Origin of the sequence: Vibrio sp. Isolate25 (genome assembly GCF_022398025.1) — a bacterium.
Taxonomy (GTDB): Bacteria; Pseudomonadota; Gammaproteobacteria; order Enterobacterales; family Vibrionaceae; genus Vibrio; species Vibrio coralliilyticus_A.
Genome location: NZ_JAKEUT010000001.1, coordinates 1,140,773 through 1,156,700 on the forward strand (window position 1 = coordinate 1,140,773; position 15,928 = coordinate 1,156,700).

The window sequence follows — 15,928 nt, forward strand, 5'->3', positions numbered from 1 at the left end:
TGGTGTTTGAACCATGTTAATCAACTTGTAACGTCTCGTATCTCAACTCCAAGAACTTACGTGTTGCCGCACTTGGCGCTCTTTTAATGGCCAGTTTGTAAAAAGTGCTAGCTTCTCTTTTTTGTCCTAATTGACTAAGAATATGCGCACGACTCGCATACCAAGGTTGGTAATCTGTAAGGTCTTTTTTTAACTCATCCAACTTTGTAAGCGCCAGTTCTGGGTGACCTGTCTCCGCAATCACGACTGCCCAATTCAAGGCGATAACCGAAGTGGGCTCGAATTGCCATAGCGATTGATAAAGCAAAGACATTTGTTCCCAATCGGGGCTAGGCTTCATCATGTGGCAGTCTGTTATCGCAGCCTTGATCTGAAATGGCCCTGGTTGTCTTTTTTTGATGGCATTACAAAGGAGAAGATGAGCTTCATCAATATTGTTTTTCTGCCATAGGCTAGTGTCCTGTTCTTCGACAGGTACCATCACTCCACTTGCATTTATTCGAGCTTTACGTCTCGCATCCGTAAGTAACATTAAGGCAAGTACACCTTCAATTTCAGGTTCATTGGGCCGCAGCTTGTCAAGAAGCCTAGCCAAAAAGATACCCTCTTGGCATAGCAAGCGTGGACATTCACCCTCCCTGACATAGCCAGTGGTGAATATCAAATAAATGGTTGTTAATACCGTCTCCAGTCGCTCATACCATCTATCTGCTTCTGGAATAGAGAACCCAATTCCTTTAGCTTTAATTTTGGCCTTTGCGCGATACAAGCGTTGCCCCATGGTTTGCTCACTATCGAGAAAAGCAGCAGCAATTTCCTTTGTCGTCAAATTGCAAACCGTACGCAATGTTAGAGCGACACGCGACTTTTCTTCCAAGGCTGGATGACAACAGGTAAAAATAAGGCGCAAACGTTCATCCGGAATCGTTTCGGGAACACCGTATTCCTCACCACCCATGAAGTTGTCAACCATATCTCGAACCTTTCTCTCATCTCGTTGCGCCGAACGAATATGGTCTACTCCCTTGTTTAATCCAACTCTCATCAGCCAAGCTGCTGGGTTATGCGGCAGGCCAGATCGCGTCCAGTGTTTCAATGCTGCAATTGATGCTTCCTGTAGAGCATCTTCGGCTAATTGAAAATCATTAAGGCGTGAAATAAGCCCCGCCAAAAGCCGCCCTCTGTCTTTGCTCAAGACATCATTAATCACATGGCCAACAGCAATTGCTTTTGATGAGGCTTGGTTCATACACTAACCTACTTCGTTATAATCCAACAAAGGGCGAACTTCGATAGTACCAAACTTAGCCACGGGAATGATTTCTGCACATCGCAGTGCCGCATCCAAGTCGGGGACATTAACAATATAGTATCCACCCAAATGTTCACGTGTTTCAGCAAAAGGCCCATCCATAGTTTCTACCTTGCCAGATTTAATCCGCAGTGAAGTCGCCGTATTAACATCCTGTAAACCTTCTCCGCCAACAAGTACACCATCCTTTTCAAGAGTCTCCGTCGTGAGGGCAAAGTCTTCCATCATCTTGTCGAATTCGGGGGTACCAAATGCTGGTTCTTGATCTGGTGCAGCATAAAGTAAAAGCATGTATTTCATCTTAAGTTTCCTTTTGGTTTGTTCTTTCATACTCAAGGACGTTTGCGCTTGGCTATTTTCGACATGCACTCAAAATTTTTTCAGTTTTTGTAGATGTACAGTAGAACAAAGACTAAATATTCTTCAATTTCAATATTTATTATTCAGTTCCGAAAACAGCGAACATTTCCCTCATTCCGTTGATAGCATTTGCCTGAAATTATTGACTACAAAAGTAAATTGAGGTATGAGACGTGTTCAAGAATATGCATAAAATGGACGAACCAATAGTTATTTGTAATGTATGGGATGTACCAAGCGCGAAGATTGCCGAAAATGTTGGGTTTTCTGTCATTGGTACTTCTAGCGCAGCTATAGCAAATAACCTTGGAAAGGCAGATGGAGAAAGTATCCACTTCGAAGATCTTCTGTCGGTTGTAGAAGCGATTGTCAAATCTACAGAACTGCCTTTGACCGTAGATCTTGAATCTGGATATGGGGATATACCTGAAATCATAGCAAAGAATGTTATTGAGTTAGCTAAAGTTGGAGTTGTCGGAGTCAATATAGAAGACAGTGTCGTGGTAGACGGTGAAAGAATCTTGTGTGATAGCGCTCTTTTCGGCAAAACATTAGGAAAGGTTAGAGAGCATGTTCATAAAGCAGGTCTTGAAATTTTTATTAATATCAGAAGTGACGTGTTTCTACTTAATGTTGAAGATCCTCTTGCAGCAAGTATCGAAAGAATTAATAGATATCAACAAGCAGGTGCTGATGGCATTTTTCTACCGTGTATCAATAAAAAAGATGATATCAAATCCGTTGTCGATTGTACCTCTCTACCGATAAATGTGATGTGTTTTCCGGGATTACCTAACTTTTCAGAACTGAAAACTCTAGGTGTAAAACGCATAAGCATGGGTAATTTTGTACATGAGGCAATGCTTGACTCTCTATCCTCGATCTTGACCTCAATTAAAAGAGAGCAATCTTTTTCGGCATTGTTTATATAGTTCATATTCGTTTCAGCCAATTCTGGCTGAAACATTTTTGCCCCATTCTTCGTTAGAGTAGAAAGTCGTTTATACCTTGTTCATCTGTGTTGCCATACCAAAAGTTATCTGAGGGGGGGGGGAGACTAGTGCTGAGGTTTGTTTCTGGGCGAGCGCAGCCTTACGCTTAAAGATAGCCTAAAGTTCTTTAGCTACCAGTCGTACATTCACCCTGACCTATGGGGAAAGATTCAGACCAGCCTTTATCACTGCATGGAGTTTGATGTGGTTTGTGAGTTGAATTAAGCCCTAGTCAATCAAGAAACCGCTTAAAAACGAAAACAGCCTGTAAACGATTCTAAGCTCGCATAAATGTGAAAGCCCTAGCAGTTATCATCTGCTAGGGCTTTTTCTTGAATATGAAGGATTTAACCGGGTTTTAAACACAATTTCGGCTAACAAGCCTTTAATCTGATTGCATATGTGTGAAACAATCATAATCCGTATGCAATTTTCTTAGATATGCGAGATAAAATGTTCGACAGTTCATCAACTAACGAGCTAGCAAAGCTTTTGAAACAAGGAGTTTTAGGTAACTATAATTGCTTGGAAGTTACAGAAGTTTTTGCTATCACTCACAAAGGTGCTTCCCCCATAAACCTTTATACAATTCTAGTTGCAGAGGATCGAAAAGAACCAACCTTTAACACCCCTTCATATATAGGTGTTCGAAAGGAACTAAAGCTGCCTACACTAAAAGGCTGGTCCATCGGAATAAAGCGTTATTTACTTCCCATTGAGCAAGCTGAAAGTGTAGTTGAGGGAGTGTTAACATCAAGGTGCTGGGATAGCTGTGGGGATTCAGTACCTACCGAAGAGTATAGTTATTCACCAGCAACGTTTGTTACGGCTGATTCATTTGAAGCAATTCCTTTTAACTCAATAATAAAAAATAACTTCAACAGTGGCTCTTACTTGATTGAACTAAAAAATGAATCAAAAGACGCACTAATTCCCTTAGTTAGCAACCCTGTGTTAATACAGACGTTATCTGAGAAAATTCAAAAATTTATCCCTATTAAAATTGCAACATTGTCGGACAAATTAGGGAATATCATCATTCAGATACCCGTCACAAGCATTCAGGGCAATATTCAGGGATTACAAGGCAGCGAAGATATAAAGGTAAGCCTTTTTTGGCATAACAATATTACGCCTAGAGCTTTGACTATTGTAGCGGAGCAAAAAGGCCGTGATAAAACGATAGATAGCTACTTTATCGATAACAAAAATGAAAAGAACTCTGAAAGTATCATACCTTTCAAACACGAAACTCCTCACAAAGTAACTGTCTGGGACTCAGAATATAATGTAATTCTACTTGCCACTCATTGGTCATCATTTATTCGCTCAACAATGTTTGATATGAGAATGGCTAATAACTATCCTAGGGTAATCCCCCAAAAAGACAGTATCAAACCAATCGAAATCCCTGTTCATACAACTAACAAAAACTTGGTTGGTGAGAAAACAAAAAAATCGAAATGGTTAGATCGGAGGCTTTATCAAGCGGAGCAAAAAGAATTATTACGAAGAAAAGAATTTGTCCAATATAACCCCAAAGGTATAAACAAGTTACAAGAACAACATCGAGCACTACAAGATATTCGATTCCTGATTAATAGCTATGGTTCAGAAGGTGTCTGGTTGTGGGACCCTTACTTAGATGAATGGGATATTATTAATACTTTATTCTTTAACCAGTGCTCAAATGCCCCTATGAGAGCTATATCATCGGTAAAAGAGTCCTCCGATTCTCCCAAATGTCCAATTTGTAGCACCGATGTGTGTACACAAAAGAAAGAGCAACAAAGCAAGTCTAAAGTCATGCATCAGTTTTTTAATGAACTACCAAAAGAAACTATAAGTGGTATTAATTTGCAAGTACGAACACCGTATGCTGAGTTTGGTTGGCGATTCCATGATAGGTTTATAATTTTTCCAAACCACGAACATGGCCCTGTAGCTTGGTCCCTAGGCACATCGGTAAATAGCTTAGGCAAAGAACATCATATTCTCCAAAAAGTAAGCGATGGGCAAATGATTGCCGATGCGTTTGAAGAGCTCTGGTTGTCCCTAGAGGCCGAAGAGTGTTTTATTTGGAGCAGCACGGATAAATTATGATTGAATACGACAATTATCTAAGTGATGTTTTAATTGCTGAAAGTAACGATACTTACGACTTATACGATAAATTCAATGCAGCAGAGTGTCCCTTAGGTTTAAGAGAGCTATGCAGAGGTCGGCATCAACATAAAGTCAGAACTCAAGCATCTAATGACTTCATTAAGTGGTTGACAGATTCTGTTTTGAACTATGAAAATCGAGCCAAAAACAAGCTAGAATCATATTTTTTCCTAATTGAAAAAATATCTAGCCCTATGTGTTTTTGGCGAAACATACTATGCACCTCAAAACAGATTGCACCTCTGATTCAAGATTCAGTGAACATCATTCAGTCACTAAAAAGTGATATTCAAGAACCATTTATCTCCGATTACCATAGAGAAAAACTAATTTTGGAGTTCCAGAGTTTAGGTAACTGTGGTGATTGGGCCAAAGTGCATGAAAAGACATTTCACAGTGCCCCTTATTTCAAACATTCCATCAACTACCTTCTTTCTAACGCACTTGCTATTCTTTATGTTCATTCAAAGGAAAAGCTTATAGAGTGTTTGGAAGATAAAAAAGATATACCTTTGATTTGGGGGCTTATGTCATATGCAGGTGTTGATGTAACACTTGATATAGCCCATTCAACCGAGTCCCATTCATTACTATTTTGCTGTTACGCATCACTTCTCTCTCAACACAAAGAACAATCTTTTTCTCAAGATCAAGATCAAGATTGTAGTTTTACCTCTCTACTAGAGAAAACCGCAAGCTCAGAATTTTTCTCTCATGTTTTGAATATTGTGGCCAGATACCCATCCAGATATCCCAACATTCAAGATTTACTTGGCTCAGCACTAGCAAAGAGCAAGAACTCTGATGCCATCACTCAATACTTAGGTTCTATAGGCTTACGCAGTATTGAATTCAACGACCCATGCAGAAAAATCGTTGCGAAATGCCTCACAGCATTTGCCAACGACGCAAGTATTGAGCATCAGAGGGTTGCGTGGAAAGCTGCATACAACATTTGGTTTGATTGGAAGTTTGACATATCAAACAAAGACGATGTTTACTTATTTGAAACAAAAGCATCTGCTTTAGATTATGCTATCGTTCGCTACTTTCTAGACTGCTGCTCCACTGAGGATAGAAAGAAGTTCGTTGATGAGAGACTTGAGGGATTAAATATAATTTCAGAAGCATGGTATGAATCCCAAACAGACTTAAAAAGTCACTGGAACTTAGAACTGTCTCTGTTACAACCCGTATTTCAAGCCAATGAAATAATCAGAAGTCCATCTCAGCCTTATTTGATGGTAGATCGGTTCTATTCACTAGAAACAATCCAAAATAATCAATACATACAGGCTTACATTAACTAACCAACGTTAATCCGCTCTAAAGGTCACACTCCATACAATGGCATCCAGCTAGTTAATTGGATGCCTTTTTTATGCCTGCTAAACTCTACCTATCCTACTGCTCTGTAAACGCCTCATGAACCCACGGGGCTGTCGGAGGACAATAAAGTTTGTCATTTGTCCTCTGCTTGTTCACTCTGCAAAGATATGTGAATCGACTATATCAAATACGTTTTTGCCCCAAAGTGAGTTACACGGGACTATGTTTGTATGATGCAACGGAACGTTCTTAATCAGACACGGCTGGTTTGGTGCATTTGTTCAACACATAACGACATAAACACTGTCCTATCATCGCTGATACGCACAATCAAATGTGACTGTGTGACGACAGATGCCTGAATCAGCTCAGCTGCTATCGCTGGGCGCCGAAGATTTGTTCCTTAATCACTTTCCACCTAAAAGCTATTAAGTAGCAGCCTGTAAACAAAAATTATCTATACAGATTGTTTAGGGAATCACTCTCATTCCCAAGGTCCGCCGTGAGAATGCAGACCTGACTTTGCAACACACCATGTTGATGATAGCTGTTGTTTGAACATGACATTGGACTGTCTGATCAGGTATGTTGCGCGCCTGCCTTCTGCGCTTTCTTTAACTTTATTGCTCGCGCCTAAGCCCCTTTGTTTAGGGTGCTTAGGGCGTCTGTCCCAATTAGATTTTATTAAATGGTGTCCGGGATCATTAAACCACTACAAAGCGTTCACTAGCTTGGTGAAGCAGAAATGCGGCTTAAAAGCTAAAAAGGTGACAACCACCTGGAATAATGTCGTTTTCACCGAGTTTCTTGCGGAAGTTCGGAATAGACTGTTTTCAAAAGAATCTTCATTTCCTGCGATTTCAGGATCGATTTCAAAGGTGCATAGCATGAATAGGAACCGCTCAAATTCTGAACCACTGCCAAATACAAACCCTCTGCAAAGGTACGACAGCTCCAGCAGCATTTCTTCCAGCAGAAGTCTATCCGATGATGATGAACAATACGAACGAAGTGCAAATGGCCTCTATTTTGTTGATAAACAAAATCGCGAAGTTCTCTATGGTCTAAAGACTGCAAAGGCTCCCGAACCTGCTGAGCTTTATGAACACACCCAAGTCGTCTTAGAGGGTATTGACCTCGTAAATCGTTGGCGACCAAGAGTAAGACTATTCACAAAATTAGAAGGGGCAAAAAAACAGGACGATTTTCTTCGTATTGCCTATCAGGTTATTTACCAGGATAAAAAATATATCTTGATCAATAACGACTGTGCCTTATTTGCTCAATTTCTGCAATGTAGTATGGATGAGAAAAAACTCAAGGATGAAGTACAACAAGAGGTTAATATTGGAACACAAATTTCTCATACTTACACTCAAGGCGCATTGGGCATCTATGGCGAATCCGAAGCTTCATGCAAGTATCACAGCGTAACTGCTGTTGCTACTGATGGCGTAGATTTTGTCGCACTTGAAGCTCACTCAGGTATCAAAACACTAAGGCGTCCAACCTTTCACATTAGAAATGGTATTGCAGGGTTCATAAAAGACAATGACAGGGTGTTGACACTTGAAGGTAAGCCCACGAAAAAAAGCAGAGGTGTCGGTGACAGTTACAGAGTGAATCATCTAAAAGATGCCAATCTGAAAAATCAGCGAGCAATAGCAGAAGAGTGGGGTGTACACGGTACTACTAGAACATTCGCAACGTTGGGTGACTTTATTCAATCCCTCTTGCTTATAGCATTAACGGAATCCCCTGAAGACATTCTCCACTACGTAAGACATATTCTGTCGCAAGAAAAATTATGGAAAAAAGAAGTTACTCTCGGAGGTGCTCCCGATGGGGTTGTCGATATGCGTAAGGCAAATTCATTAGAAGCAATAATTAAAATAGCAATAGACAGGACACGAGCTTCCAAATCGACACGAAGGGAAAACACCAGACTGTTTTACGAAAGCTTATCAACCATTCAACAGGTATTGGCAATAAAAGCTCAGTTAGAAAAATCTAAGCTGAGAGTGGATCCTGGAATGTTATTGGAATTTTGTGGAGTCTCTGGAGATCTTACTAAATTTTTGAATGCAGACAGTGTTACTATTACTAACGAAAAACAAGAAAAAGCTGAAGCAAAAACTAAATTAAAACTTACTCACACTTCTGGCCTTGGAAATAACTGCTTGATCTATGCCATTTTGCAAACGACAGATGTTGTAAATGGCCAGCCCAGTCACGATCAGATTGCAGCCAATATTCGTCAGGAGTTAGTCAACCGAAACTTGGCAACTCAAACCAGCTTTCTGGTGAATGATCAAGCGGTTTTGGATGTCATTTTCGGATATTTAAATCTGCAAGGACTATACACCCAGAGCGTTAATATTCATTTTATATCGGTAAATGGAGATGAGGTTATTGACGATGACCAAACATGGGACAGAGGAGGTACTCACCTGTATATCTTCAATGACAGAAATGTGCACTTTAGTGCGATGCTATAAATAGTTTATAGCTTCGCATTCATCATCCATTAGATATGGGGATTCTTGTGGGGACAGGCCGCCGGGATACCGGTTGCCATTTGCTTCCCCCTCTGAGCATAGAATTCAGGATGAAAACCATCTTTCTGATGTAGACAATAATAGCCACTTTCTTGGGTTTACCGGCTGGGATAGCGCTCAAGAATGGGCTTCTATTGAAGGTGAATTTGGTATATCGGCTACATGCGATAATTTGGGGCATGTAATGTTTACAATTACTATCAAAGAATTCGATGGCCTGGAGGTTTGGAGTTCTCAGGTAAGTTTAGGTCTTGATGCTGAGCAAACTGAGAAAATAGCAAAAAAGTGGGGCAATTCTTTGCAAACTAAAACTTCTAAAAACTTCTAACAAGCCAAAGCACTCATAATTGCCCCATATACGAGCGTTACCCCATAGAAATTTTTATCCGAAATTCACCTGATACAACCGACATCCTAACACGCTTTTGTCCAATTATGAGTCACGATACAAGAAAATTGAGCAACCTAATGGCGACTTACAAAAGATATCTAAGCTCAAACATAGGCTGACCACTTCATTGTTTCTGCTAGCTCAGGCACTCCCCCTTCCTTTTATCCCTAAAAATTGTCCGTATTTGTCGTGGGTACTCTTCGCTATACTTCGCGCAATTTGACAAAAAGCTCTGGATTTACGCTCCAGTTCGCTAAAAGGATAAAACATGACAGATTACGTAGTATGCGCACTTTATAAATTTGTGCGTCTTGAAGATTATGTTGAACTTCGCGAGCCACTAAAGGCTCTGATGGAGAAACACGAAGTCCGTGGCACGCTATTATTAGCAAATGAGGGGATCAACGGCACAGTTGCGGCTCGCCGTGAAGGCATTGATGCCCTTCTTGCTTGGTTTAGACAAGATCCTCGCCTTGCAGACATAGTGTACAAAGAGTCTTTCGACGCAAACCAACCATTCAACCGTACCAAAGTTAAGCTCAAAAAAGAGATTGTAACCTTAGGGGTGGAAGGTATTGATCCGCGCCACGTAGTCGGTACATACGTGAAACCTAATGAGTGGAACGAGCTCATCTCTGACCCTGAAGTATTCGTTGTCGATACACGTAATGACTACGAAATCGAAATTGGTACATTCAAAAATGCCGTTAACCCAAAAACGGAGACTTTCCGTGAGTTTCCTGAATACGTCGCTGAAAACATGGATCCAGCGAAGCACAAAAAAGTGGCAATGTTCTGTACCGGCGGGATTCGCTGTGAGAAGTCTACCGCCTATATGAAGGAACAAGGCTTTGAAGAAGTGTACCACTTAGAAGGCGGCATTCTTAAATACCTTGAAGAAGTCCCGGAAGAAGAAAGCCTGTGGGAAGGTGATTGTTATGTATTTGATGGCCGTGTAGCGGTAAATCACCAGTTGGAAAAAAGCGGTTACGATATGTGTAATGCTTGCCGTCTGCCTATTACTGAAGAAGACATGGCGTCAGAGGCGTATGAAAAAGGCGTCAGCTGTCCTAAATGCATTGACAAGCATACTGAAGAGCAAAAAGCTCGATTCCGTGAGCGTGAAAAGCAAGTCCAGCTTGCTAAGAAGCGAGGGGAAACCCACGTAGGTGGTGAAGCGGATCAAGTCATCGCTCAGCGCAGAAAAGAGAAGCTTGCCCGAAAAGAGCAGCAAAGAAAGTCAAAATAGTTTCACTCCATTCTCTCTTCTATCCCCTTTGCATTGATGCGAGGGGATTTTTCTTTTACAACTAGGGCTGTTGACCTTTCAACCTAGGACGTAAAGTTAGCATGGATTTTGAAGCGGCAAAGAAGCTGTACACTGTCTTTCGACAACTTGAAGATTTCGACCAATCCGATCTGGATTTAGCGAAGAAGTTTATTCATTTTAATGCCTACCAACCTAAAGACTATATATTTTGTCAGGGTGACTTTCCCCCTGAAATCCATTTTGTTATCGACGGCATTGGGCGATACTTTTATATCGATCACGATGGTAACGAGCGAAACAAGTCATTAGTAAGAATTGGCGGAGCGTTTGCCAGTGTGAGCACCGTTGTCGACGGTAACCCCAGCCCTTTTTATACCCAAGCCCTCACTCCATGCTTAACTGCTTCAATCACATATAAGAATTTGCTTTACCTAGCGGACAACCATAGAAGCTGGGGAATATTTTTACGCCGTCTCTACGAGCGCCTTGTGATCAAAAAGGAGCAACGAGAAGCCAGCTTTTTAATGTTATCGGCAAAAGAACGTTATCTCGCATTCTTACAAGAATTTGAACAGGATAGTCACCAAATACCACTTCGACATATCGCAATGTACTTAGGCATTACGGACGTCACTTTGTCCCGCATAAGAAGAGAAATGGGCTTAACATAGGTAAAGGCAGCCATACACTTGCCCAGTTAATATGAGTTCTCACCAAAAAAGGAACTCGATATGAAAAAACTTCTTCCTCCCAAAATGTTCTTTCTATTCATTATGTTAATGATATTTTTACACTGGTACATGGAAACTGACGACCTCATTCCTTACCCCCTGAATCTTATAGGCGCTCCTCTCTTTTGCTTGGGTTTAGGCCTGGCCAGCGCAGGAAAACGATTATTCCAGAAACTAAAGACCAACATCATGACATTTGAAGAACCGAATAAAATCGTCACACAAGGTGTGTTTCAATACACTCGTAACCCTATGTACCTAGGCTTGGCTATTGCACTTATTGGCTTTGCCATCATGCTGGGAGGCTCATTAATGACATTAACGATAGCGGCCTCATTTATCATCATTACAGACAAATGGTACATTGCGTTTGAAGAGAAAGAGATGACGAAAAAGTTTGGAAGGGAGTATCAGGAATATTGCCGTCATGTTCGACGCTGGATATAACTGAAATCGCTATTCAAAGAGATCAAAGCACAAACCGGACGGTAACGGCGATAAATGCATGATCACTAGCCTGTCTGTCGAGCTCAAAGCTGGGGTTAATCAAGTGGGCATCAAGCGTTGTGTATGCTGTTACCTCTGCCATCGAATACTGCGAGTCTGGCTGAAACTCCTGAGACAATAGTATGTAATCCAACACATTTCCCTTTGCAAAGTGGTAATGAGTGGCTGGCCGCAGCGCACTTAGATGTTCAGGTTTGAAAATGTCCCAACTATCGCGTAATCCCAGCCGCTCCCTTTCCTCTTCAACATTTTTAGTCAACCAACCGCAAAGATCACTCGTCAGCGGCTGGTTCAGGTCGCCCATTAATACAGTAGGGATCGGGTGTCTCGCATACTGCTGTTCCATAAAGAGACGCAACATTACGGCTTCCCAACTTCGTTGCTGGGCAGATAACCATTGTCCAATCAGTGGATGACTCTTTTCAACATTGTCGGCTTCTGTCGCTCTCTGCGATTTCAAATGGCAAACGTAAATCGCGACTTCACCAATATCTGGCACATTGATAACCGCGCAGACAGGTTTGCGGCTGAACTCGGGTATAGGGGCAGAATAGCCCTCTAACATTGAAAGTGGCGGTTCAACCGGCGCTAAACTCAGAATGGGGTACTTAGAGGCGATCGCCACCACGGGCTGAGAATACACATACTCGCTCTCTATTTTAGGCCGATCCACGCAAGCAAAGTGTTGGTAACCTATCCCTTCAAATAACCTCTTTGCAGCATCAATACTGAAGACTTCTTGCACCCCGACGATGTCTGCATTCAGTTGTTGAATCGCGTTTTTCGTCCAGCGACACTTGGATTCCCAAGCCTCCGCTTCATAGATATTTTCAAAGTCATAAAATGCACCAGGAGGCTCAATGAAATTGAACAAGTTTGCCGTGGCAAACGTGAGTTTTTTGTCTGTAAGCAAAGTACGACCTTACTGATTACTGCCAGTTTTTAGTGTAAACGCATCACTATGAATCCGCTGACAATTCTTTGGGTTAAACCAACCGACCCTGCTTAACTTATTTTTGTTAAGTCGGTTTCTACCTATGGTCAGTTTACTTTTTATCATCAAACGGGGTTGATCCAATACAACAAAAACGATAATAATTATCATTACAATAAGTTGAGGTCAGTATGGATAACCAAAAACCACTTTACAATGCATTCTTTAAAGCGCAAGACAGATTCATTGATCGCTACACGCCGTATGGATTCGAACCAGATGTCATTCATGATTATATTCATTGGGCGATGACGTTATCGTCGTTTTATGAACATGGCTCAGAGAATGAAAATCCATTGCTATGTGAGTTTTTCCTTCGTCAAGTCTACGCTCACTTAATTGAAGCGATTCAAGATCCGATAAGAAGTCGTACCTTCAGGCGGGTCTGCCTCGACGCCATTCATACTCCCTTACTATGCTTAAAGCGCTACTACTACCAATGGGACGATGGCGACATTAAGTTCTTACACCTACAACAACAATTAAAGCGAATTCAAACGCCGCACGACTAGATTAAAAAGGATCACCAATGACTCAACCTCCTGCCCCGCAAACATTCCGTGTTGAAAAAGACAGCATGGGTGAAGTAAAAGTACCAGTCAACGCTCTCTATCAAGCGCAGACTCAACGCGCAGTCGATAATTTTCATTTCAGTCAGCACAAAATGCCTGCTGCATTTGTCCAGGCCTTGGCATACGTAAAGCAAACCGCAGCGCTGACAAACGCTCAACTAGGTTTAATGGAAGGCGACATCGCCAATGCGATTGCTGATGCGGCGCAAACTATTATTGATGGTCAGCACTTAGAACATTTCCCGATTGACGTATTTCAAACTGGCTCTGGCACAAGTTCGAACATGAATGCCAACGAGGTGATCGCCACTCTGGCCAGCGATATTCTTGGTGGTGATGTCAGTCCAAATGATCACGTCAATATGGGGCAAAGTAGTAATGATGTTGTCCCAACCGCAATTCAGGTCAGTGCTGCATTAATGGCCGAACAGCAGCTTATCCCAGCGTTAAATCATTTCATTACCGTGTTGAAGAATAAACGCAATGAAATTGGCCATGTAGTAAAAACTGGCCGAACTCACCTGATGGATGCCATGCCAGTGACATTTGATCAAGAGCTTGGTGGCTGGCAATTCCAACTGGAACAAGCAAGAAATGGTATAGAACAAAGCCTAGTGAACGTGAAAGCATTAGCGCAAGGCGGCACCGCTGTGGGAACTGGTATTAACGCAGACCCTAGATTTGCTAAAGCCTTTGCAGATAATCTCTCTCAGGCAACGCGCTTGCAATTCACCTCTAGTGAAAATTTCTTCTACAACCTTAGCAGTCAGGATGCCTTGGTCGCTCTTTCCGGTCAGCTCAAAACGGCTGCTGTAGCTATCATGAAAATCTCGAATGACCTGCGTTGGATGAACTCGGGCCCACTTGCTGGCTTGGGTGAAATTGAGCTTCAAGGCCTGCAACCTGGCTCTTCGATAATGCCAGGCAAAGTGAACCCAGTGATCCCTGAAGCAGCAGCCATGGCAGCCGCACAAGTCGTCGGTAACGATACAACCATCACAGTGGCTGGGCAATCTGGTAACTTCCAGCTCAATGTTATGCTACCAGTTATCGCTCATAATGTACTGGAAAGCATCGAACTACTGGCCAACAGCGCGATGGCACTGGCCGACAAAGCGGTCGCAACATTCAACGTCCGTGAAGACAACCTTCAAGTCGCATTAGCGAAAAACCCGATTCTGGTGACGGCACTCAACCCTGTGATTGGCTATTTGAAAGCGGCTGAGGTGGCTAAGAAGGCGTACAAAGAAGGGCGTGCGATTATTGATGTTGCGGAGGAAGCAACCGATCTTGACCGTGAAACGCTTGAGCGCCTGCTTGACCCGGCAAAACTCACTCAGGGTGGGGTTGCGGAGTAAACCTGCTAGCACACATCCTTGTGCTGTGTGCTCTGGTTTAGATCCAAGCCAGAGATAAAAACAAAAATGGAACCGCAATTACTGATGCCATTTTTGCCAGTGACAACATCTCGCGGAGTACAATTTCACGCTTAGGTGATATCGCGTGCTCCGCACTTTGTGCCACTATTGCTTGGGCATTGTTCATATTTCCTCAAACATGCGCTTAGGTCAGTGGAAGCGCGATTTTAAAGGCTTCTCTTGGTCACCGCAATGCTTCCCAACACCATAGTGAGTGAATCATGATAAGCGATCATTAATAACCAATTTTTGTTTTCACTAACAAATGGTCCGAACCTGCTGGAATCGGTGAACTATAACGCTGACAAATCTTTCTACCAGCGCTGACCGACTGGAGCCACAAATGATCGATCGCAATCATTGAAATAGGCGGAGTTTTAAACGCTTCTGCCCAATTTGGCCAACTTGCAACAGGGGCTTTCTGAAACGTTGGAAACATCTTAGCAAAGCGTAGGCTGGTAGATGAAAGATTAAAGTCACCGACCACCATCACTTCATCACTGGGGTATACCTCAAGCAGAGACTCTATCGTTTGAATCAAGGCATTACGTCGATACCACAACGTTTTTGTCCTTGGTGAAGGGGGATGAGCAACAATCAATGTGATCGCCCCTTGTCTATTCGGGTACCAAGTACCACGAATAATATTCTGTTCATCCGGTGTCATGAAGACCGACATATTTTTCAAAGGGGAAACACTCAGAATCATCTGACTAGATGGATAACCAACCCCTTCCTGTCCACCATAAAAATAAGGATAAATATCATTAAGCATTTGAAGTTTGTCGCCAACTTCTGGGGCAACTTCTTGCATCACAATCAAGTCTGCCGGTTTAGTGAGCAGGTAATTGATGAATGCATTCACATCTGGATTCTCATAATAAAGGTTAAACTGTGCTACAGACACAGGGTTAGCGCATTGGGCGACAAGCTTTTGCTCAGACTTAGGGGTCATCAACGCGAACGCTCCAGCTAAAACAACGCATACCGCACTATGTGCCCACTTTTGCATTAGAGCACAGACCAATGCTAGCACTAGGTAGACAATCAAAAATAAACTGGGATACGCGACTATGTTTTCTATCCACCAAGTCGCTTCTTTAAGTGATAGCCCTGCCCAAACCAGTGCAGGAGTGTAGACCATCAACCATATTTTCCAACGCCTCACCATAAATCCTTTTAAGTGGAGCTTTCCTTAAGTATGTACCAGTTCTACGGAAATACCGTTTTTATTCTCGACCCAACATCCTTAAATGCTCTGTCACCTCTTTGCTTGGGGAATCAAAGCAAAAAATCGGTTTTCCTAAAGACATAATTAATACTAGGCT

Annotated in this window: 15 protein-coding genes; 10 read left to right on the top strand and 5 right to left on the bottom strand. The window is 42.2% G+C overall.

The annotated features are described in order from the left end of the window. Nucleotides 1–16: 16 nt before the first annotated feature. Both L1D15_RS04980 and L1D15_RS04985 read right to left on the bottom strand, forming a co-directional pair. Nucleotides 17–1,249 (bottom strand): DUF6596 domain-containing protein, encoded by a 1,233-nt coding sequence (locus tag L1D15_RS04980; protein WP_239874861.1) that lies wholly within the window; start codon nt 1,247–1,249, stop codon nt 17–19. A gap of 3 nt (nt 1,250–1,252) precedes the next feature. Continuing rightward, nucleotides 1,253–1,612, bottom strand: a complete 360-nt coding sequence (locus L1D15_RS04985) for a YciI family protein (RefSeq protein WP_239874862.1) — start codon at nt 1,610–1,612, stop codon at nt 1,253–1,255. A 233-nt stretch (nt 1,613–1,845) separates the two neighbouring features. On the opposite strand from L1D15_RS04985, the gene L1D15_RS04990 reads away from it, so the two are divergent. The 8 genes from L1D15_RS04990 to L1D15_RS05025 all read left to right on the top strand — a co-directional run bounded on the left by L1D15_RS04990 (nt 1,846) and on the right by L1D15_RS05025 (nt 11,556). Beyond that, nucleotides 1,846–2,604, top strand: coding sequence for an isocitrate lyase/phosphoenolpyruvate mutase family protein (locus tag L1D15_RS04990; protein ID WP_239874863.1), 759 nt, complete (start codon nt 1,846–1,848; stop codon nt 2,602–2,604). A 513-nt stretch (nt 2,605–3,117) separates the two neighbouring features. Continuing rightward, a complete protein-coding gene (locus tag L1D15_RS04995; RefSeq protein WP_239874864.1) occupies nt 3,118–4,767 on the top strand; it encodes a VPA1262 family N-terminal domain-containing protein in 1,650 nt (549 codons plus the stop codon). Then, complete coding sequence (locus tag L1D15_RS05000; protein ID WP_239874865.1) at nt 4,764–6,140, top strand: hypothetical protein; 1,377 nt, start codon at nt 4,764–4,766, stop codon at nt 6,138–6,140. The genes L1D15_RS04995 and L1D15_RS05000 overlap by 4 nt, the downstream gene beginning before the upstream one ends. A gap of 906 nt (nt 6,141–7,046) precedes the next feature. Next, on the top strand, nt 7,047–8,657 hold the full coding sequence (locus tag L1D15_RS05005; protein ID WP_239874866.1) for a hypothetical protein: 1,611 nt from the start codon (nt 7,047–7,049) through the stop codon (nt 8,655–8,657). Nucleotides 8,658–8,868: 211 nt separating this feature from the next. Further along, entirely contained in the window at nt 8,869–9,045 is a 177-nt protein-coding gene (locus L1D15_RS05010) for a hypothetical protein (protein ID WP_239875118.1), read from the top strand. A gap of 331 nt (nt 9,046–9,376) precedes the next feature. Continuing rightward, on the top strand, nt 9,377–10,357 hold the full coding sequence (locus tag L1D15_RS05015; protein WP_239874867.1) for a rhodanese-related sulfurtransferase: 981 nt from the start codon (nt 9,377–9,379) through the stop codon (nt 10,355–10,357). 101 nt (nt 10,358–10,458) lie between these two features. After that, the gene (locus L1D15_RS05020) at nt 10,459–11,049 is read left to right on the top strand and encodes a Crp/Fnr family transcriptional regulator (RefSeq protein WP_239874868.1); all 591 of its coding nucleotides are present in this window, start codon (nt 10,459–10,461) and stop codon (nt 11,047–11,049) included. A gap of 108 nt (nt 11,050–11,157) precedes the next feature. Next, a complete protein-coding gene (locus tag L1D15_RS05025) occupies nt 11,158–11,556 on the top strand; it encodes an isoprenylcysteine carboxylmethyltransferase family protein (protein ID WP_275658321.1) in 399 nt (132 codons plus the stop codon). A 22-nt stretch (nt 11,557–11,578) separates the two neighbouring features. On the opposite strand, the gene L1D15_RS05030 is transcribed toward L1D15_RS05025, so the two are convergent. Continuing rightward, complete coding sequence (locus L1D15_RS05030; protein WP_239874869.1) at nt 11,579–12,529, bottom strand: endonuclease/exonuclease/phosphatase family protein; 951 nt, start codon at nt 12,527–12,529, stop codon at nt 11,579–11,581. Between the two features lie 212 nt (nt 12,530–12,741). On the opposite strand from L1D15_RS05030, the gene L1D15_RS05035 reads away from it, so the two are divergent. Beyond that, the gene (locus L1D15_RS05035) at nt 12,742–13,122 is read left to right on the top strand and encodes a hypothetical protein (RefSeq protein WP_239836035.1); all 381 of its coding nucleotides are present in this window, start codon (nt 12,742–12,744) and stop codon (nt 13,120–13,122) included. 17 nt (nt 13,123–13,139) lie between these two features. After that, the gene (locus L1D15_RS05040; RefSeq protein ID WP_239874870.1) at nt 13,140–14,540 is read left to right on the top strand and encodes a class II fumarate hydratase; all 1,401 of its coding nucleotides are present in this window, start codon (nt 13,140–13,142) and stop codon (nt 14,538–14,540) included. 37 nt (nt 14,541–14,577) lie between these two features. Here L1D15_RS05040 and L1D15_RS05045 read toward each other — a convergent pair whose 3' ends face one another. Continuing rightward, nucleotides 14,578–14,727 carry a hypothetical protein gene (locus L1D15_RS05045; protein ID WP_239874871.1) on the bottom strand — a complete coding sequence of 50 codons (150 nt, stop codon included), beginning with the start codon at nt 14,725–14,727 and terminating at the stop codon, nt 14,578–14,580. A gap of 108 nt (nt 14,728–14,835) precedes the next feature. Beyond that, nucleotides 14,836–15,768 (bottom strand): endonuclease/exonuclease/phosphatase family protein, encoded by a 933-nt coding sequence (locus L1D15_RS05050; protein WP_239865384.1) that lies wholly within the window; start codon nt 15,766–15,768, stop codon nt 14,836–14,838. Between the last annotated feature and the right edge of the window lie 160 nt (nt 15,769–15,928).